Genomic DNA, 17591 nt, shown 5'->3' with positions numbered 1-17591 from the left:
CGGCTCAGCTCTTGCCGACCAAGTAGATCCGAAGTCTGGCAGCCGGGGCCTCGTCGCCGGAAACCCGGCAGCGTACCCGCAGCCACTGGCCGAAGCCGGTGATCGTCCAGCTCGTCATCCCGGGCGTCTCGACGCGGACCGGCGGCACGTCGGCCGGGCACCAGGTCAGGCCGTCCGGCGAGATCTCGGTGGTCAGCTCCAGCGTCCCGGTCAGCTCGTACGCCTGGACGAAGAAGCGAGCCTCCTGGGCCCACGGCAGCTCGTACGGCTCGGTGGCGAGCTCGTCGTTCACCAGTGCGGCGCGCTCCAGCACCGCGGTCATGGTCGATCGCATCGTCGTCACCAATCCACCGAGATGAGCACGGAGTCGAGGAAGAGGAAGTTGCGGATGTCGGCGTGGGTCCGGACGGAGAAGTAGAAGTTGAGCAGGTTGTCCAGGGTGCTGTAGCGGTCGGGGTAGATCGGCACCGGGACGTCTCTCATGTCCATGACCCGGTCGTTGAGCCGGAGTTCCACGTTCGACCGCGTGCGGGTGTCGATGTCCCAGCGCAGGTAGTGCCAGTTGATCTTGGTGGGCACCTCGTTGACGCACATCTCCAGCGGCTCGTCGAAGTACCGCCAGTCGTCCGGGTTCGGCGCGGTGAAGTCGGCGGCGTACGGCAGGGCGAACTTGCCCTCCTGGTGGTCGCGCGGCGTCGGCTCGGGCACCACCGGGTACATCCACCGCTGGGTCATCTCGCCGTCGAGGTTCGTGTTCTGGTAGCGGATGACGTTGTGGTACCGCACGCCGTTGTCCGCGCAGATGTCGGTGGCCACGGTGAACGCGCCGAACTGCGACTCCGACGGGTGCCGGTTGCCGTCCCAGGCGACGCTCGCGGGCAGTTCATGGCCGACGGTCGCCTCGGCCTTGAACGCGAAGTGGGCCTCGATGCGCACCAGGCCCCGCCCGGCCATGGTGAGCCGGCGGATGCCGGTGGCCGTGTGCCCCCGGTGGGCGCGGGTGGCGAGCTTCAGCGCGTAGTTCCCGCTGAGCGTGCCGTGCGTGCCGACGTCGAAGAACGAACAGGAGGAGAGCTGCGGTGGCCGGAAGTCGCGCATGTGGTCGTCGACCGTGCCGAGGTCGCCCCGGCCGTTGTAGTTGCCGATCAGCTCGGTCCAGCCGTGGGTGGTCGAGTCGAACCGGTCGAAGCACAGGATCCGTCCGAGCGGATCGTACTTCGACAGGCCGGCGTCGGTGGTCGGCGCTGCGAGTCCCATGCGCAGTCCTCTCTCATTAACGCTCATGTGAACAGCTCGGAGACCGAAACTCTTGACCTGCCGAGCAGCTCACTCGTAGTGTTGCGGCCACATTAACGTTAATGGTCCGAATGCGGGGGCGCAATCCGCAAGCTGTGATGAGGGAGTCAACGATGACAAGGCGGCTCAGCCGGGCCACGATCGCTTCCACCGTCGGCACCGCACTCGAGTGGTACGACTTCTCGCTCTACGGCACCGCCGCCGCGCTGGTGCTGCCCCTCGTGTTCTTCCCCTCCGGCGACCCGGTGGCGGCGACCCTGTCATCGCTCGGCACCTTCGCCGTCGGGTTCTTCGCCCGGCCCGTCGGCGGAGTCATCATCGGCATCCTCGGCGACCGCGTCGGCCGCCGCACGATGCTGTTCGTCACCCTGCTCCTGATGGCGACGGCCTCCACGCTGATCGGCCTGCTGCCCTCCTACGCCGCCGTCGGCCCGATCGCGCCGATCATGCTCGTGGCGCTGCGCGTGGTGCAGGGCCTCGGCGCAGGCGGCGAGTACGCGGGGGCCATGCTGATGTCCGCCGAGCACACCGAGACCCGGGCGCGCGGGCTGAACGCCAGCGTGCCGACCCTCGGCAACGCGATCGGCTCACTGGTCGCGACGGGCGTCTTCTTCCTCGTCTCCTCGGTCATGCCGCACGAGGCGTTCATCGACTACGGCTGGCGCATCCCGTTCCTGCTCAGCATCCTGGTCGGCGTGGGCGGCGTGATCGTGCGGCTGAAGGTCTCCGACACCCCCGAGTTCCGCGAGGCACGGGAGAGCGGCGACAGCGTGCGGGCGCCGCTGCGGGCGCTGTTCGCCTCCTCCCGCCACAAGATCATTCCCGGCATGCTCATCAGCGTCGCGCCGAACGTCATCAGCTATCTGCCGTCCGTCTACGCCCTGACCTACCTGACCACGCACGTGCACGCCGAGGCGTGGATCGGCCTGACCGCCGTGGTGATCGCCAACCTCGTCAAGATCGTCACCGTGCCGACCGCGGGCTGGCTGTGCGACCGGTTCGGGCGCCGCCCGGTGATGGTCACCGGATCGGTCGCGGCGGCGGTGCTGTTCTATCCCTTCTTCTTCATGCTCGACACCGGCACGCCCGTCGTGATCTGGGCCGCCTTCGTGATGATCTTCACGCTCTGCAACGACCTGACGCTCGCCTCGCAGGCCACGATGATGTCGGAGCTGTTCGACGTCCGGTACCGCTACACCGGCGTCACCTTCACCCGGGAGATCGCCGGCGCCGTCGTCGGCGGCTGCATCCCCTTCGTGGCCGCCTGGCTCGACGGCTGGTCCGGTGGCCAGATCTGGCCCATCGTGCTGGTGTCCGCCCTGCTGTGCCTGCTCTCGGCGCTCGGCACCCGGTTCATCAGCGAACCCGACCATCTGCGGCGGCCCTCACCGGTGACGGCGCGCAGCGGCGGCACGGCCGCGTAGTCCACGCACCGGCCCCGAGACGCGGGCGTGCCGTACCGGCGGGGCTCCTCGCGGAGCGTGTTCCACCGCGATCATCACCCCGCCGTGTGCGCGAGGATGGCGGCGGCCAGTTCCTCGTGCGCCTCCGGCGGCAGCGTGTGCCCCATGCCCTCCACGATCATGAGCCGCGCCCCCGGGATCCGCTCGGCGATGACCGCGCCATGGCCCGGCTTGACGGGATCGTGGCTGCCCTCGATGACCAGCGTGGGCGCCTGCACCCGGTGCAGCACGCCCACCGGCTCGAAGTCGGGCCTGGCCATGGCGGCCAGCCGGTGGTTGGCCACCGCCGACAGGTCACGGGCCCGCTCGTGGATCCGCCTCGGCGCCGAACTCTTCACTCCAGATGTTCACGTTCCGCATGCCTCACAGCATGCCGTCCCCGGTCACGGGCGCCTTCTGTAGAACTACCAGTCGCGCCAGGTCCGTACGTGAGCCGATGCCCAGCTTCGGATAGATCTTGTACAGGTGGTACTCGACCGTGCGCGGGCTCAGGAAGAGCCTGGCGGCGATCTGCTTGCTCGACAACCCGTCGGCGACCAGGCCCGCGATGCGCAGTTCCTGCGGGGTCAGCGTGTCCAGCGCGGACGTCGGCGGGAGCGGCCGCCTCGTGGAGCGCCGATCGGATGAGCGGATGGCGGAAGCGCACGCTCGTGCCCGACACCCCGGCCAGTCCGCTCTCCTCCAGCTCGGCCGGCGCCGCCCGCCCGGTTCCCGTATCCGTGCCGGGCGGCGTCGGCCGCCCGGCGGACAGCCGCTCGGTGACGCGCAGGACCAGGTCGAGATCGGCCTCGACGGCGGCGACCAGGGCGGCCAGCCGGGCGGGATCGGACAACCCGGCCACCCGATCGCCGAAGAGCCGGGCGCCGCCGGGCAGCGGATCGGGCAGCGGTTCGCGCCCGGCGAGCTGCGCGGGCGTCAGGCGGGCGGCGATCTCGCCCAGGGCGAGCGGGTTCGCGCCGGTGAGCGCGACGAGCTCCCACCTCACCCGGGCGGGCAGCGTACCGTGGCGGGACTCCAGCAGCTCGTCCGCGGCGGACTCGGCCAGGCCGCGCACGTCCACCGTCGACGGCACACCCTTGACCGGAGCCTCCCCGCGTACGGCGAGCAGCATCGCGATCCGTTCCGTCCCCGGCCGCCTGGCGGCGAACAGCAGCGCGTCGGCCGAGGCCTGATCGACCCACTGGAAGTCGTCGACCACGCAGACCAGCCCGTCCGGAACGGCCGCCTCGGCCAATAGCGAGAGCACACCGGCCCCCACCAGGAACCGTCGCCGGCCCGCGCGATCACCTCGTCGAGTGCGCTGATTTCCGCAGATCTGCCGTAAAGCACGAAAACCCACTGTAGAAGGCCCCGTACCGCCGTCCGCCGACGGCCGTGTCATCCCCCGCGCACGAGGACCGTACACGGCCTCCGCCGAACCGAGCCGGACGCGCGGCTTCGCCCCGATCTCCGCCCCGGCCGCAGGATCAGGTCCGCCGGTCCCCGCCGCGGCGATCCGCCGTCTCACCGGACGCTCAAGGAACGTTCTACCGGACGCTCAAGGAACCAGCGCGAGCCGTTCCTGTTCCTCCTGCACGATCCGGCGGGCCAGCGCCTGCTCGGAGACGTCGATCGCGTCGGGGGTGGACGCGGCGACCTCGCTGTGCCGGGCGTAGTCGTCGAACAGCCTGGCCTTGGTCCCCAGGATCTCGAGCATGCGCTGGTCGACGCTGTCCGCCACCAGGAGCCGGTGCACCTGGACCTTGCGGACCTGCCCCATCCGGTGCGCGCGGGCCACCGCCTGGCTCTCCATCGTCGGCTTGACCTGGGGCTCGCAGAGGATGACCACGGAGGCGGCCTGGAGGTTGAGGCCGACCCCGCCCGCCTGGATCTGGCTGAGCAGCACCGCGTGCCCGGAGGAGGCGGCGAAGTCGTCGACGATCCGCTGACGGCGGGCGGCGCCGACGTCTCCGGAGATCGGCCCGTGGAGCCGTCCGCCGAGGGCGTCGTGGACGGCGGCCAGGACGTCGCGGAAGTAGGAGAAGACCACGACCTTGAGGTCGTTCTCGGCCGCCTCGTCCACGAGCTCCCGCAGTCGCTGCAGCTTGGCGGACCTCCCGGGCACGGCGTAGGCGGCGCGGCGCATCGCCATGAAGTTCCCGCCGGTCACGGCCTCGCGGTAGGCGGCCAGGTCCTCCGGGCTGAACTCCTCCCACTCGTCCACCTGCACCAGGTCGGGCAGCTCGGTGAGGACGTCCCGCTGGTTGCGGCGGAGGTAGACGGGCGCGACGGCCCGCCGGAACGTCTGCGGCCCGGTGAAGGTGTTGTTCAGCTGCACCTCGGAGAGCAGACCGGGCTGGAGATGGCCGACCAGGGCGCAGAACTCCCCGACGCGGTTCTCCATCGGGGTGCCGGTCAGGAAGAGCACCCGGCCGACCCGGTCGCACCAGCCCGCGACGGCCTGCGAACGGCGCGTCTCCGGGTTCTTCACGTAGTGCGCCTCGTCGACCACGAGCATCCCGACGGGGACGTCCTCCCGGATCCGGAGGCGGTGCAGCGTGTCGATCGTCGTCACGGCGACCCCTCCCCTGCGGGTCCACTCCGCCAGGGCCGCGGCCCGGTCGGCGCCGTGCAGGGCGTACGCCCTGAGCCTGCTGCGGTTCTCGATCTCCCGCATCCAGTTGATCAAAACGCTGGCCGGGCACGCCACCAGGAAGTGCGTGTCGCCGCGGGCCCTGAGGTGGGCCAGGGCCGCGATCGCCTGGACGCTCTTGCCCAGCCCCATCTCGTCCCCCAGGATCACCCGGCCCTGGGCGAGCGCGAACCGGGCGCCGAACGACTGGTAGCCGCGGAGCGAGACGTTGAGATGGGTGTCGTCGAGCTCCTGGCCCTTGACCCGCGCGGCGATGTCGTCGGGCAGGAACCCCTCGGTGGCGGCGCGGCCGGGCCCGATGCCCAGGATCTCGCCGAGGAGGCCGTGGTACTCGGGAGCGCGGACCTCGAAGTCGATCCAGACCTCCGCCTCGGACGGTTCCGGGCGGAGCAGGTCGGTGGTGACCTGGGCGAAGAGCAGCCTCAGACCATCGTCCCCGGCCCGGTCGAGCGCGGCGGCGACCTGCTCCGCGGCCTCGCGTGCCCGGTCGCGGCCCCGCGCGCCCGCCAGCAGCATCAGCACCCGGCTGCGCGCCGGGGCCGCGACGGGCACGAGGGGCTCCAGCTTCTCCCTGAGCGCTCCGGCGGCCTCGCAGGCGCGGGACAGGTCGGGGCCGGGAGCCAGCAACCGGTGCAGGGCGACGAGCAACGCGGTGGTCCCGGGGTCCCGCCGGTCGACGTCGATCCGGACGGTGACGGACTCCTCCGCCGCCTTCGCGATCTGCGCGGCGGCCGCGTGCACCTGGGCCGCCGTACGCGCCCCGATCCCGGGCAGGAGCTGGAGCCCGTACGGCGTGTCGTCCAGGACCTGCCGGACGGTGGCGTAACCGGCCTGTTCGAGGGCCCCGAGCCGCAGCCGCCCGCCGGTGACGTCCTTCAGCCGGGCGACGGGCATCGAGCCCAGCTCTTCCCGCGCCCGCTCGGCCCGCACCTCCGACACCGCCCGCCGGGCGTCGGCGTCGGCTCGTCCGCTGTCGGCCAGCAGGGCCCCGGCCGCGGCCAGAAGACCTTCGGCCTCCGACAGGAGGCGCCTGATCTCCTTGGGGGCGAGTGGGATGGATTGCCGCGTGATCCCGTCCACGTTCCAGCTCCTCCGCCGTGATCCGGGCCGCCGCCGCCTCCAGAGAGATCACTCAGGAAGATCGGCCGTCAGGCGATCGTCCGTGTGGACTTTAACATTGTCTGTCCGTTTGGAACCGGGCTTTCGACAGTGGTTTCGATCCCAGGGCTCCCGCCGCCGGGAATTCCCGCCCGGCCGTTCCACCGCCTGATCGTGGAGCCGGAGCCGATCCGGCTCACCGGACGCGACCGGTGGAGGACGGCCGCCCGCGTCCGCGGGCCCGCTGACCGTTCCGCCGTACGGTGACCGTCCAGGCGGCGCCGACGAGGACCGCGGCCCACGTCGCGACCACCAGCAGCGCCCCCGGACGATCCAGTGCGACGTCCGGGCCCTCGGGCAGGCCGAGGAGACTCAGCATCGCCTCGTGCGGCAGCAGCCGTACCACCCCGGGACTGAGACCTCGCAGCATCGGCGACACCAGGACCGGCAGGACGACCAGTACGGCCAGCGGAACGACGACCGTCCTCGCCAGCACGGCGAACCCGTACGCCACCAGGCCGAGCGGCAGGCAGGCCGCCGCCTCGGCGAGCGCGCCGCCGACCGCCTCGCCCACGCCCGCGCCGGTGTCGCCGAGCGCGTGCCGCAGGAGGTGACCCGGCAGCATGACGGGGAGCGCCGCGACGGCGAGCACCGCCAGGATCGCCAGGAGCTTCGACAGGAAGAACCGGTTGCGGTCCGGCACCGCCAGAAGGCTCACCCGGATCTGGCCGCCCCGGTACTCGCCGCCCGCCGCGAGGACCGGCACGGCCACGAGGGCGTACACCGGGGCCAGCAGCACGACGCCGAGCCGGGCGATCGGGGTCTGCCCGTCCGGGCCGGCGACGTGTACGGCGTCCGAGGCGGCCAGCAGGCCGACCAGCGTGTGGCCCGTCAGGGCCAGGGCGAGCGCGGCCCACGTCGCGGGCAGGGTACAGATCTTGGTGAGTTCGGCGCGGACGAGATCGGACAGCCTGATCCCGCCCGTGTCCGGCGCCCGGCCGGCCGGGGCGGCGCTCATCGCGCGCCCGCCGGTTCCGGGGCGACGGCCACCGCGTGTCCCGCCGGTTCCGGGGCGGTGGTCACCGCGCGGACGGCGGGTCTGGGTGCGGTGGTCACCGCGCGTCCCGCCGGCCGAAGGTGATCGCGGCCGCGACGACGGTCAGCAGCGGCCAGGCGACGAGCACGGCCACGGCGTGTCCCGGGCCGGCGGACAACCTGAGTCCGTCCCCGGGGACGAGGATCAGGTTGCGGCCCGCGCTGAGCGGGACCAGTGCGTCGAGGGCGGGGGCGGAGGCGGCCAGGGCCTGGCTCATGGTCAGCGCGGTCAGCGCCACCGTGACCAGGACGCCGGCGAGGGTGCCGCGGGCGATCACGGTGACGGCGAAGGTGACGAGGCCGCTCAGGACCGCGTAGGCGAGGAACTTCGCCTGGGCGGTCCACGCGGCGGCGCTCGTCACCAGGCCCGGGTCCCAGTCCCTGGTCGTGACGTACGTGAACATCGTGCTGATCGCGGCGATGACGAGGGAGGCGGACAGCAGGAAACCGCCCGTGGCGAGTGTCTTCGCCCCCATCAGCAGACCTCGCCGCGGAACCGCGAGCAGGGACGTCCCGAGCTGACCGGCACGGAACTCCTGGCCCGCGATGACCGCGGCGACGCAGGGCAGGAACAGGCACATCTGGAACGACGACGCGGCCAGGTACTCGACGAGCGCCTCGTGGGCGGGCCGCACGACGCCGGGGAACCGCTCGATCATGCCGTCCGCGGTGATCCGGCTCACCGCCTCCGTGTCGGCGCCCACGTTCTGCACCTGTATGAGCACGTGCAGGCCGACGACGACGCCGGTGAGGAGCCACACCGCGCGGAGCGTGGTGATCTTGGTCAGTTCCGCCCGGACCGCGGCGAGCAGGTCCCTCACCACCGTCCCTCACCTTCCCGGTCCCCGGTGAGCGCGAAGAAGGCCGACTCCAGCGACGGATGTCCCGCGCTGACGTCGTCCAGCGTTCCACGGGCGACGATCCGGCCTCCGGCGATCACGACCGCGTCGTCGGCCGTACCGGCCATCTCGGTCATCAGGTGGCTGGACAGCAGCACGGTGCGGCCGGACGCGGCGTACCCGCGCAGGAGGTTCCGCACCCGGCGGATGCCGTCCGGGTCGAGCCCGTTCACCGGCTCGTCCAGCACCAGGACCTCCGGGTCGCCGAGCAGCGCCGCGGCGATGCCGAGCCGCTGCCCCATGCCGAGCGAGTAGCCCTTCACCCGCCGCCCGGCCGCGTCCGTCAGCCCCACCAGTTCCAGCACCTCGCGCACCCGGCGGCGGGGTATCCGGTTGCTCTGCGCGATCCAGGTGAGATGGTCGGCGCCGCGGCGCTCGGGCACCGGACCCGCTCCGTCCAGCAGCGCCCCCACCGTGCGCAGCGGATGCCGCAGATCGCGGTAGCGCCGGCCGCCGATCAGCGCGGTGCCGCCGTCCGGGTGGTCCAGGCCGAGCAGCACTCGCAGAGTCGTCGACTTGCCCGCCCCGTTCGGGCCGAGGAAGCCGGTGACCCGGCCGGGCCGTACGGCGAAGCTGACGTCGTCCACCGCGGTCTTCCCGCCGTACCGCTTGGTGAGCCGTGTGATCTCTATCATCCGTCACCTCGTGTCTCGCGTCGGGACACTCAGCATCCGGCCGCGCGGCGGGCGGGCGCGTCCCCCGGAAGTGGACATCCGGGGGACGTTCCGTCGTTCCCCGCCCGGACGATCCGCGGAACGGGGTCAGCGCGGCCCGTGCAGCAGGCCCGCCTCGTGGGCGAGCACGGCCAGGTGGGTGCGGTCCCTGACGTCCAGCTTGGCGAAGACGCGGCGCAGGTAGGTGCGGACCGTCTCCAGGCTCAGGCACAGCTCGTCCGCGATCTCCTGGTTGGACAGGCCGCGGGCGACCAGCCGGATCACCTGCAGTTCCCGCTCCGACAGCACCCGCCGGGTGAACGCGTGCCGCTCGTCCGGCCGGCGCGGGCGGAGCCGGTCCAGCAGCCGTACGGTCACCTCCGGGGCGAGCATGGCGTTGCCCGCGTGCACCACGCGGACCGCGTGCAGCACCTCTGCCGGGGAGGCGTTCTTCAGCAGGAAGCCCGACGCGCCGAGGGCGAGTGCCTCGTGCACGTACTCGTCCAGGTCGAACGTGGTGAGCATCACGACCCGGGTGCTCGTCTCCGCCAGGATGCGCCGGGCCGCCTCCAGCCCGCCGGTCCCCGGCATCTGCACGTCCAGGAGCGCGACGGACGGCTTCAGCGCGGCGACCAGCCGGGCCGCCTCCGCGCCGTCGGCCGCCTCTCCGGCGAACCGGAAGCCGGGGGTGCGTTCGAACAGCTTCCGGTACGCCCCGCGCAGCCCCGCGTCGTCGTCGGCGAGGAAGACGGGGATCGGCCCGGACCCGGGCTCCGGCCCGTTCACGAACCACCCCTGACGGGCAGCCGGGCCTCCACCTCGAAACCGCCGCCGGTCCGGGCGCCCCACACCACCGTCCCGCCCACCAGCCGGGCCCGTTCCCGCATGCCCCGCAGTCCGGTCCCCGAGCCCGCGACCGGCGCCCGGCCGTCCGTCCCCGGGGCGCCGCCGTCCCTGATCCGCACCGCCAGCACGTCGCCCTCACGGCGTATCCGGACCGTGCACCGCGCGCCCGGGGCGTGCCGCACCACGTTGCTCAGCGCCTCCTGCGCGATCCGGAACGCCACCGCGCCCACCGCCCCGTCGCCGACCGCCTCACCGGCGTCGACGCGGGCGTCCACGTCGACGCCGGCGGCCCGGGTCGCCTCGACGACCTCCGCGAGCGCGTCCAGGCCGGGCCCCGGCCCGCCGTCCGCGGCGCGCAGCGCGCGCACCAGCCCCTGCACGTCCTCCAGCGCCCTGCGCGCGCAGGTCTCCACCTCCGACAACGTGTCGCGCAGCTCCTCCTCCCGGGCGTCCGGCAGGCTGAGGACCACCCCCGACCGTGCGAGGATCCCTCCGAGCGCGTGCCCGACCACGTCGTGGACGTCCCGCGCCGCCTCCAGTCGCGCCCGCATCCGCTCCGCCTCCCGCGCGCTCGCGATCCGCCCGCCGACGGCGGTGCCGAGCAGCCACGCCGCGCCCAGCGCGGCCACCGCGAGCAGCACCTGCCGCCCCGGCCCCGCCGCGTCCCCCTCCGGGATCGCGGTGACCATGGCCAGTCCGGTGAACACCCCCGCCAGGGTCCCGGCCACGACCCGGGTACGCCGCGCCCGCTCGATCGCGAGCGGGTACAGGCACCAGGCCGCGGCCAGCATGGGGTCCTGGCACACCCCCAGCACCGTCCCGGCGACGGTGGCGGCCCCGGCCGCCAGCGTCGCCGCGAACGGCGCCCGCCGCCGCAGCACCATCGCCCCGGCCGTCACCCCGGCCAGCGCCGGCCCCGCCACCGCCGGCCACGACCCCGCCCCGATCGCCGGCCACACCCAGAACATCCCCACGACGCCGGCCGCGGCACAGCCATCCGCCAGATGCCGCGTCACCCCTCGCATGCTGAGCACCGTAGGCGAACGAACACGGGACGGCCATAGCCGGCCCGGCGCCGGGCCCTGCCCTTCTCGGTGTCTCCGGCCGCGAGCACCCGGCCACGATCACCCGTGACGCCGCTCACGCGGTCCCGGGTCTCCGGGACCGGCGATCGCCTCGCGGACGGCCGGGACGATCTCCTGGGCCCAGCGGGCCAGTGTGGTGGGATCGGCGACGCCGTGGTCGGCGGAGAAGAGCACGAAGCCCGACGCGCCGTGCTCCAGCACGGCGCCGGTCAGCTCCTCGGCCCACTGGTCGACGGAGCCGCCGATCCAGCGGCCCTCGTGGTCCCGGGTGGCGGGCAGCGGCCGGTCGGTGACGCGCCCGGGGAAGTTGAAGACCGTGCGGATCTCGTCCGGGGCGCGGCCGACGGACGCCGCCGCCTCGTCGATCACCGGCCGCGACGTCCGGTAGCGCTCGCTGAGCCAGTCGGCCGCGTGGCCGGGGATCCAGCCGTCGGCGACGCGGCCGGTGGCGGCCAGGCTTCTCGGCCCGTTCGACCCCGTCCACACCGGCACCGCGGCCACGGGCGCGGGCTCGATCCGGCGCACCCGGTGGTGCCTGCCCTCGTAGGTGACCGGGGGACCGCCGCCCGACAGCTTCTTGATCAGGACGATGGCCTCCTCGAAGGCGTCCACGGCGTCGCCGGGCGTCTGCCGCGGCACCCCCATGTCGGCGATGCGGTCCCACAGCCCGCCCGCGCCCATGCCCAGCACGACGCGGCCTCCGGACAGCGCCGACAACGACGTCACGGTCCTGGCCAGCATGGGAGCGGGCCGGGTCGGCAGGTTGGTGACATTGGCGAAGCCCGCGATGCGCTCGGTGCGGCCGAGGATGAAGCCGAGGGCGGCGTAGGCGTCCAGCCGCGCGCCGAGGTAGGGGTGGTCCGACAGCGAGAAGACGTCGAGCCCGTCCCGCTCCGCCTGCTGGACCATGCGCAACAGCTCGGGTATGTCGCCGAGGTCGGAATGCGCGCCGAAACCGAAGACCACATCAGATGCGGACAAGACACTGCCTTTCCGTAGTGCGAGGAGAGCCGACACGAGAGAAAAATGGCTACAGTTCGCATCGCGAACAATATTAGTTCGTGATGCGAACTGCAACCCCTCTCCCGGTCAGGGCGAGGCGTCCGGCTCCATGAAGACGGCGGGCACCTTGTTGTCCGTCACCACGCGGCCGAGCAGGGCGGCGAGCATGTCGCGCTCCGCCGGGACGAACCCCGAGGTCAGCTCCTCGATCCGGCGGCAGGTCGCGGTGTAGAACTCCTCGGCCAGCCTGGCGCCGCGCCCGGTCAGGGCCACCCGTACCGCACGGGAGTCCTCGAGGTCGGGTCGGCGCCGGACCAGGCCGTTGCGTTCGCTGCGGTCCACCAGGCCGGTCAGGCTCGACTTGGCGAGGCCGAGCATCGCGCCCAGCTCGCCCATGCCGTACGGCTGCGCCATCAGCACGCACAGCAACTGGCCCTGCTGCTGGGTGATGCCGTACTCGCGGGCGGAGTCCACATAGACGGCGTTCACCAGGAACGTGGACCGCACCAGCGCGGCCACCACCCCGATCGGGCCGTCGGCATTCTTGCTCATTGGCACAGAGTAGCGAATTCGTGGTACGAACTATCGGCTTCCGTCCCTTTCGGCGCCGGACGCGGAGGAGACGGTGCGACGGGCCAGAGCCACCCGCACGGCGCACGCCGTTCCGATCGCGAGGAGGACGACGCAGGCGGCGGTCACCCGCAGGAGACCCTCGGCGGAGGAGGGCGCCGCGAAGTAGACGCTCCCGAGTCCGGCGACGGCGGTCACCCCGGCGAGCACGGGCCCGGTGGAGTTCAGCGCCGAGATCGCCGACGCCAGCCGCGGCTCCACCAGAGAGGTGATCTGCGCCATCAGCGGACTGTACCCGGCGGCGTGACCGGCCCCGGCGAGGAACAGCAGCGGCATGGAGCCGAGCGGGTCCCACCGGTCACGGTGGAGGAGCACCAGCAGGGCCGCCCCCACCGCGAACATCACCGGCCCCGCCACCGGCAGCGCGCTCTGCAGCCACCGCGGGTAGCGGTTCCAGCTCAGGCTGAGGGCGCCGAAACCGAGGGTGTACGGAACGAACGCCAGCCCGGCGTGGAGCGGGGAGTAGCCGAGCGCGGTCTGCAGGTGCAGTGTCAGGGTGAACAGGAAGACGGTGTAGCACCCCATGATGATCCAGCAGGCCGCCAGCCCCGGCCCGGTTCCGTCGGGCCGCAGCGCCGCCGGGTCCAGCAGCGGATGCCGCGCTCTGGTCTCATGGCGGACGAACGCCACCAGCAACATGACACCGCACGCCAGCGAGATCCACGTCCAGGCGGGCCAGCCGTGGTCCCGGCCGAAGATGAGCGGGACGGTGAGCGCCGTCATGGCGACGGTCAGGAGCGCCACTCCGGCCGGGTCGAGCCGTACCCGCCGGTCCGCGCGGTGGTCCGGCAGGATCCGCGGGCCGGCCGCCAGCAGGATCAGGCCGATCGGAACGTTGATCAGGAAAATGGGCCGCCAGGAGAGGCCGAACAGGTCGGCGCCGACGATCAGGCCCCCGATGACCTGCCCCAGCGCGACTCCCAGGGCGAGCACCATGCTGTAGACGCCGATCGCCTTACGGCGTGCCGCTCCGTCCCAGTGCATGTGGACGAGGGCGAAGATCTGCGGCGTGAGCAGCGCCGCCCCCATGGCCTGGACGACACGGGCGAGTACCAGCACGATCGCGTCAGGGGCCAGTCCGCACAGCAGCGACGCCCCGGTGAACCAGCCGAGCCCGAGCAGGAACGCACGCCGGTGTCCGATGACGTCGCCGATCCGGGCGCAGGTGACCAGCAGCACGCCGGTGGTCAGCAGGTAGCCCGACACGACCAGCTGGATCTCGGCGCCACCCGCGTGCAGGCTCTCGCGGATGGTCTCCGCCCCCACCGACACGATCGACCCGTCCATGGACGCCATGGCCTGCCCGGTGAGCAGCACGGCCAGCATCCGGTTCCGGTGGGCGGCCGTCACCGGCGGAGGAGAAAGATTGATCATGCATCCAGCGTCGGCCGTCCATGCCCGTCCGTCTTGAACGAATATGCGGATGGCGCTGTCGGTGGTGATGCGTAGGGTTGTCCGGTGCGTACCGCGAAGAGGCTGGTCGAAAGCCCGCACTTCATGATCAACGTTGTCGAGTGCGAGGACGACCACGCCGGCTGGTCCGTTCCGGAGACGTCATCCGCGGCCGAGATCGTGCTGGTCCGGCGGGGCCGGTTCCGGCTGGACTCCCAGGGCCGGCGGATGACGGCCGAGCCCACCGTCGGCTACCTGCACCGCCCGGGGTGGGAGATACGCTTCGCCCACCCCGCGGGCGGTGACGTGTGCACCTCGATCACATTCGTCGGCGACGCGCTGACGGCCGGGCTCGATGCCGCCCGTTCTCCCGCGGTCCACGTGGACGCGCGGCTCGAACTGGCCCATCACCTGCTCCTGCGTACCGGCGCCGACCCGGACTTCGCCGCCGTCGAGGCCGTCCTGGACCTCCTGCTGCTGGCGCTCCGCGAACAGTCCCGGGACGCGCCTTCGCCGGGACGGCGGGAGCTGGCGGACCACGCCCGGGAGGCGATCCTCTCCGGCGAGCCGGACTGCGCCGACCTGGTGGCCCTGGCCAGGCGTTTGGGGACCTCCCCGGCCCATTTGAGCCGCACCTTCCGCCACCACGTGGGCATGCCACTGAGCCGCTACCGCAACCGGGTGCGGGTGAGCCGCGCGCTGACGCGCATGGACCAGGGCGAGACGAACCTCGCGGCGCTCGCGGCCGGCCTCGGCTTCAGCGATCAGGCCCACCTGACCCGGGTCATGCGCGACGAGCTGGGCCACACGCCCGGCCGGGTCCTCACCCTCCTCGCCTCCGCGTCTCAGTCGGCGCCCGTCGCCTCCAGGAGCGCGTCCTGGGCGTCGTCGTCGATCAGGAAACCCCCGGACTGGTGGTGCCAGAGCCGTGCGTAGGGCCCCTGGGCCCGGAGCAGTTCGCCGTGGGTGCCCTGCTCCACGACGCGCCCCTGGTTGAGGACGATGAGCCGGTCCATGCGGACGACGGTGCTCAGGCGGTGCGCGACGACGAGCGCGGTGCGGTCCTGCATCAGGTTCCACAGCGCCTCCTGGACGAGGATCTCGCTCTCGGAGTCCAGGGCGCTGGTCGCCTCGTCCAGCAGCAGGATCGGGGCGTCGCGCAGGATGGCGCGCGCGAGCGCGACGCGCTGCCGCTGGCCGCCGGAGAGCTTGACGCCGCGCTCGCCGACCAGGGTTTCGAACCCGTCCGGCAGCGCCTCGACGAACTCCGTGACGTGCGCCGCCTCCGCGGCCCGGCGGATCTCCGCCTCGGTGGCCCCCGGCCGGGCGAACGCGATGTTGTCGCGCACGGACCGGTGGAACATCGCGGGTTCCTGGGGGACGTAGGCGATGAGGCCGCGCAGGTCGGCCTGGCGCATCCGGGCGATGTCCTGCCCTCCGATGAGGATCCTGCCGCCGTCCACGTCCATGAGGCGCAGCAGCAGCCGGGTGAGGGTGCTCTTGCCGCCGCCGGACTGGCCGACCAGCCCGATCCTGGCGCCGCCGGGGATGTCCAGGTCCAGGTCCCGGAACAGGGGCGGGCCGCCGCCGTACCCGAACGTCACCCGTTCGAACGTGACGCCCGCGCCGGACGGGCGCAGCGGCTGCGGGTCGGCCGGGTCGACCACGGTGGGCGGCACGAGGAGCAGCTCGGTGAACTGGGCCGCCTCGGTGAGCAGGCTCTCCATGCGCCGGTAGATCTGGTTGAACTCGAACATGATGCCGATCGCGTTCGAGTAGTAGGTGAACGTCACCACGATGGCCTCCGCGCCGAGGCCGCCCCGGAGCGCCACGGCGAGGAGCAGGCCCAGGGAGCTGGTGAGCACCGACAGAGGGGCGACGACGGTGTCCACCCGGAGGTTGCCGTAGTCCCAGGACCGCAGGGACAGCCTGCGCTGCTCGGCGGCCCTGACCCGGTACTCCGCGGCCTCGCGTTCCTCGGCGGCGAAGGCGCGGACCGTGTCCATGTTGGTCAGCACGTCGGCGACGTGGCCCGACACCAGCACCCTGGCGGCCTCGCGCTCGTCGACCAGCGCCTGGCGGCGGCGGATGAGCGGGGCGATGAGGAGGCCGGTGACGGCGATGAGGCCCAGGAGGACGAGGACCAGCAGCGGGTGGTACCGCCACAGGACCACCGAGGCGAAGAGCAGGGGCACCACCTTGGCGATGATCGAGAAGGTGAGCGTGTCGAAGAAGTCCTCGAACCGGGAGGAGAACCCGATGACCCGCTTGGTCAGCGCACCGGCGAAGTTGTCGTGGAAGAACGCGGTGTCCTTCGCCATCAGCTCGTCCATGCCGACCACGCCGAGCCGCTCGATGCCCCGGGCGTCGGTGCGGTTCAGGAAGTGCAGCCCCAGCCGCCACAGCGCCTCGCCCGCCAGCAGCAGCGCGCCGAAGCCGAGGACGTACGGCAGCAGCGCGTCGAGGGTGCCGTCGCCGCCGCCGGCCAGGTGCCCCACGAGCCCGGCCACCATCAGCGGCGCCAGGTAGGCCAGGCAGATGTTGCCCATCGCCGGCAGCGCCAGCGCGGGCACCGCGATCGGCCACTGGCGCCGCACCTCGCCGCAGTAGTGGCGCAGCGCCAGCAGGACCGCCGACCTGCGCGCGGCCGGACTCTCCTCGGAGCCTTCGTGTGATCCGGTCACAGCCGCCCCCACCCCTCCCCCGGACGCCTACCCCGCCTCGGTCATGCTGCCCCAGGGCCGTACGGCGGAGCGAACGGTTTTCCCGTCACCCCGCCTAGGGTCGTCGTCATGACCGACTTCTTCGCCGGGGACCCCCGCACCAACCGCGAGCGCATGCTGGCCGGAGACCTGTACATCGCCGACGACCCGGAGTTGGGGGCCGCCCTCGGACGCGCCGCCGCCCTCGCCCACCGGTACGGCGAGCTCTACCACGCCGACCAGGGGGCCGCCCGGTCCGTCCTTGAGGAGCTGCTCGGCTCGATCGCCCCTGACGCCCACATCCGGCCGCCGCTGTACGTCGACTACGGCTCCCACATCACGGTCGGTTCCGGCACGTTCGCCAACTACGGGCTGACCGCCCTGGACGTGGCGCCCATCACCATCGGCGACGACGTGCAGATCGGGCCGAACGTCCAGCTGCTCACCCCGACCCATCCCGTCGAGCCCGAGCCGCGGCGCGCGAAGCTGGAGGCCGCCAGGCCGATCGTGATCGGGGACAACGTCTGGCTCGGCGGCGGCGCCATCGTGCTCGCCGGGGTGACGATCGGCGCGAACAGCGTCATCGGCGCCGGCGCCGTCGTCACCAGGGACGTCCCCGCCAACGTCGTCGCCGTGGGCAACCCGGCCAGGGTGGTCCGCCACCTCTGAGGGAAGCCGGACGGCCCTCGGGTGAACCGAGCCAGACGGGCTTCCGGCCGGTTCTCCTGGCCGTCCCCGCCCGTCGCGCCCGCGGCGGACGGGGACGGGGGTGTCAGGAGTTGGTGGGGAAGCCGAGGT

At 72.6% G+C, this 17591-nt stretch carries 18 protein-coding genes; 4 read left to right on the top strand and 14 right to left on the bottom strand.

Annotation, left to right across the window (positions count from 1 at the left end):
* Positions 1 to 4 precede the first annotated feature (4 nt).
* Complete coding sequence (locus tag AB0D67_RS17070; protein WP_362935670.1) at positions 5 to 334, bottom strand: hypothetical protein; 330 nt, start codon at positions 332 to 334, stop codon at positions 5 to 7.
* A gap of 5 nt (positions 335 to 339) precedes the next feature.
* Positions 340 to 1257, bottom strand: coding sequence for a DUF6772 family protein (locus AB0D67_RS17065; RefSeq protein WP_362935667.1), 918 nt, complete (start codon positions 1255 to 1257; stop codon positions 340 to 342).
* A 152-nt stretch (positions 1258 to 1409) separates the two neighbouring features.
* On the opposite strand from AB0D67_RS17065, the gene AB0D67_RS17060 reads away from it, so the two are divergent.
* Positions 1410 to 2720 carry an MFS transporter gene (locus AB0D67_RS17060; protein ID WP_362935664.1) on the top strand — a complete coding sequence of 437 codons (1311 nt, stop codon included), beginning with the start codon at positions 1410 to 1412 and terminating at the stop codon, positions 2718 to 2720.
* 74 nt (positions 2721 to 2794) lie between these two features.
* Here the strand turns inward: AB0D67_RS17060 and AB0D67_RS17055 are convergent, their stop codons facing one another.
* Both AB0D67_RS17055 and AB0D67_RS17050 read right to left on the bottom strand, forming a co-directional pair.
* Positions 2795 to 3097, bottom strand: a complete 303-nt coding sequence (locus AB0D67_RS17055; protein WP_362935661.1) for an alpha/beta hydrolase — start codon at positions 3095 to 3097, stop codon at positions 2795 to 2797.
* A gap of 25 nt (positions 3098 to 3122) precedes the next feature.
* A complete protein-coding gene (locus tag AB0D67_RS17050; protein ID WP_362935658.1) occupies positions 3123 to 3284 on the bottom strand; it encodes a helix-turn-helix transcriptional regulator in 162 nt (53 codons plus the stop codon).
* Between the two features lie 106 nt (positions 3285 to 3390).
* On the opposite strand from AB0D67_RS17050, the gene AB0D67_RS17045 reads away from it, so the two are divergent.
* Entirely contained in the window at positions 3391 to 3996 is a 606-nt protein-coding gene (locus AB0D67_RS17045; protein WP_362935655.1) for a hypothetical protein, read from the top strand.
* Positions 3997 to 4296: 300 nt separating this feature from the next.
* Here AB0D67_RS17045 and AB0D67_RS17040 read toward each other — a convergent pair whose 3' ends face one another.
* The 9 genes from AB0D67_RS17040 to AB0D67_RS17000 form a co-directional block, all read right to left on the bottom strand.
* Positions 4297 to 6471, bottom strand: a complete 2175-nt coding sequence (locus tag AB0D67_RS17040) for a DEAD/DEAH box helicase (RefSeq protein ID WP_362935652.1) — start codon at positions 6469 to 6471, stop codon at positions 4297 to 4299.
* A 214-nt stretch (positions 6472 to 6685) separates the two neighbouring features.
* Positions 6686 to 7507, bottom strand: a complete 822-nt coding sequence (locus AB0D67_RS17035) for a hypothetical protein (RefSeq protein ID WP_362935649.1) — start codon at positions 7505 to 7507, stop codon at positions 6686 to 6688.
* Positions 7508 to 7601: 94 nt separating this feature from the next.
* Positions 7602 to 8408: an ABC transporter permease gene (locus AB0D67_RS17030; RefSeq protein ID WP_362935646.1), complete on the bottom strand. Its 807-nt coding sequence runs from the start codon at positions 8406 to 8408 to the stop codon at positions 7602 to 7604.
* A complete protein-coding gene (locus AB0D67_RS17025) occupies positions 8402 to 9118 on the bottom strand; it encodes an ATP-binding cassette domain-containing protein (protein WP_362935643.1) in 717 nt (238 codons plus the stop codon). Before AB0D67_RS17025 ends, AB0D67_RS17030 begins: the two co-directional genes overlap by 7 nt.
* Before the next feature lie 126 nt (positions 9119 to 9244).
* Entirely contained in the window at positions 9245 to 9922 is a 678-nt protein-coding gene (locus tag AB0D67_RS17020; RefSeq protein ID WP_362935640.1) for a response regulator transcription factor, read from the bottom strand.
* On the bottom strand, positions 9919 to 11007 hold the full coding sequence (locus AB0D67_RS17015; protein ID WP_362935637.1) for a sensor histidine kinase: 1089 nt from the start codon (positions 11005 to 11007) through the stop codon (positions 9919 to 9921). Before AB0D67_RS17015 ends, AB0D67_RS17020 begins: the two co-directional genes overlap by 4 nt.
* 99 nt (positions 11008 to 11106) lie before the next feature.
* Complete coding sequence (locus AB0D67_RS17010) at positions 11107 to 12048, bottom strand: LLM class flavin-dependent oxidoreductase (protein ID WP_362935634.1); 942 nt, start codon at positions 12046 to 12048, stop codon at positions 11107 to 11109.
* Positions 12049 to 12156: 108 nt separating this feature from the next.
* Positions 12157 to 12621 (bottom strand): MarR family transcriptional regulator, encoded by a 465-nt coding sequence (locus AB0D67_RS17005; protein ID WP_362935631.1) that lies wholly within the window; start codon positions 12619 to 12621, stop codon positions 12157 to 12159.
* A gap of 30 nt (positions 12622 to 12651) precedes the next feature.
* On the bottom strand, positions 12652 to 14073 hold the full coding sequence (locus AB0D67_RS17000) for an MFS transporter (protein WP_362935628.1): 1422 nt from the start codon (positions 14071 to 14073) through the stop codon (positions 12652 to 12654).
* An 84-nt stretch (positions 14074 to 14157) separates the two neighbouring features.
* Here AB0D67_RS17000 and AB0D67_RS16995 point away from each other — a divergent pair, with 84 nt between their 5' ends.
* Entirely contained in the window at positions 14158 to 15027 is an 870-nt protein-coding gene (locus tag AB0D67_RS16995; RefSeq protein WP_362935625.1) for an AraC family transcriptional regulator, read from the top strand.
* On the opposite strand, the gene AB0D67_RS16990 is transcribed toward AB0D67_RS16995, so the two are convergent.
* On the bottom strand, positions 14937 to 16775 hold the full coding sequence (locus tag AB0D67_RS16990; protein ID WP_362935622.1) for an ABC transporter ATP-binding protein: 1839 nt from the start codon (positions 16773 to 16775) through the stop codon (positions 14937 to 14939). The two genes, AB0D67_RS16995 and AB0D67_RS16990, sit on opposite strands and share 91 nt — an antisense overlap.
* Positions 16776 to 16883: 108 nt before the next feature.
* On the opposite strand from AB0D67_RS16990, the gene AB0D67_RS16985 reads away from it, so the two are divergent.
* Complete coding sequence (locus AB0D67_RS16985; RefSeq protein ID WP_362935619.1) at positions 16884 to 17462, top strand: sugar O-acetyltransferase; 579 nt, start codon at positions 16884 to 16886, stop codon at positions 17460 to 17462.
* The last annotated feature ends 129 nt before the right edge of the window (positions 17463 to 17591 follow it).

The sequence above is a fragment of the Streptosporangium sp. NPDC048047 genome (genome assembly GCF_040653115.1).
GTDB lineage: Bacteria > Actinomycetota > Actinomycetes > Streptosporangiales > Streptosporangiaceae > Streptosporangium.
The sequence above is the reverse complement of the archived record's forward strand: the minus strand, read 5'-3'. Positions and strand labels throughout refer to the sequence as shown.

Excerpts from the sequence above, each read along its gene's own strand:
- AB0D67_RS17070 (WP_362935670.1), bottom strand. The coding sequence starts at position 334 with ATGCGATCGACCATGACCGCGGTGCTGGAGCGCGCCGCACTGGTGAAC.
- AB0D67_RS17065 (WP_362935667.1), bottom strand. The coding sequence starts at position 1,257 with ATGGGACTCGCAGCGCCGACCACCGACGCCGGCCTGTCGAAGTACGAT.
- AB0D67_RS17060 (WP_362935664.1), top strand. The coding sequence starts at position 1,410 with ATGACAAGGCGGCTCAGCCGGGCCACGATCGCTTCCACCGTCGGCACC.
- AB0D67_RS17045 (WP_362935655.1), top strand. The coding sequence starts at position 3,391 with ATGGCGGAAGCGCACGCTCGTGCCCGACACCCCGGCCAGTCCGCTCTC.
- AB0D67_RS17035 (WP_362935649.1), bottom strand. The coding sequence starts at position 7,507 with ATGAGCGCCGCCCCGGCCGGCCGGGCGCCGGACACGGGCGGGATCAGG.
- AB0D67_RS17025 (WP_362935643.1), bottom strand. The coding sequence starts at position 9,118 with ATGATAGAGATCACACGGCTCACCAAGCGGTACGGCGGGAAGACCGCG.
- AB0D67_RS17015 (WP_362935637.1), bottom strand. The coding sequence starts at position 11,007 with ATGCGAGGGGTGACGCGGCATCTGGCGGATGGCTGTGCCGCGGCCGGC.
- AB0D67_RS17005 (WP_362935631.1), bottom strand. The coding sequence starts at position 12,621 with ATGAGCAAGAATGCCGACGGCCCGATCGGGGTGGTGGCCGCGCTGGTG.
- AB0D67_RS17000 (WP_362935628.1), bottom strand. The coding sequence starts at position 14,073 with ATGATCAATCTTTCTCCTCCGCCGGTGACGGCCGCCCACCGGAACCGG.
- AB0D67_RS16985 (WP_362935619.1), top strand. The coding sequence starts at position 16,884 with ATGACCGACTTCTTCGCCGGGGACCCCCGCACCAACCGCGAGCGCATG.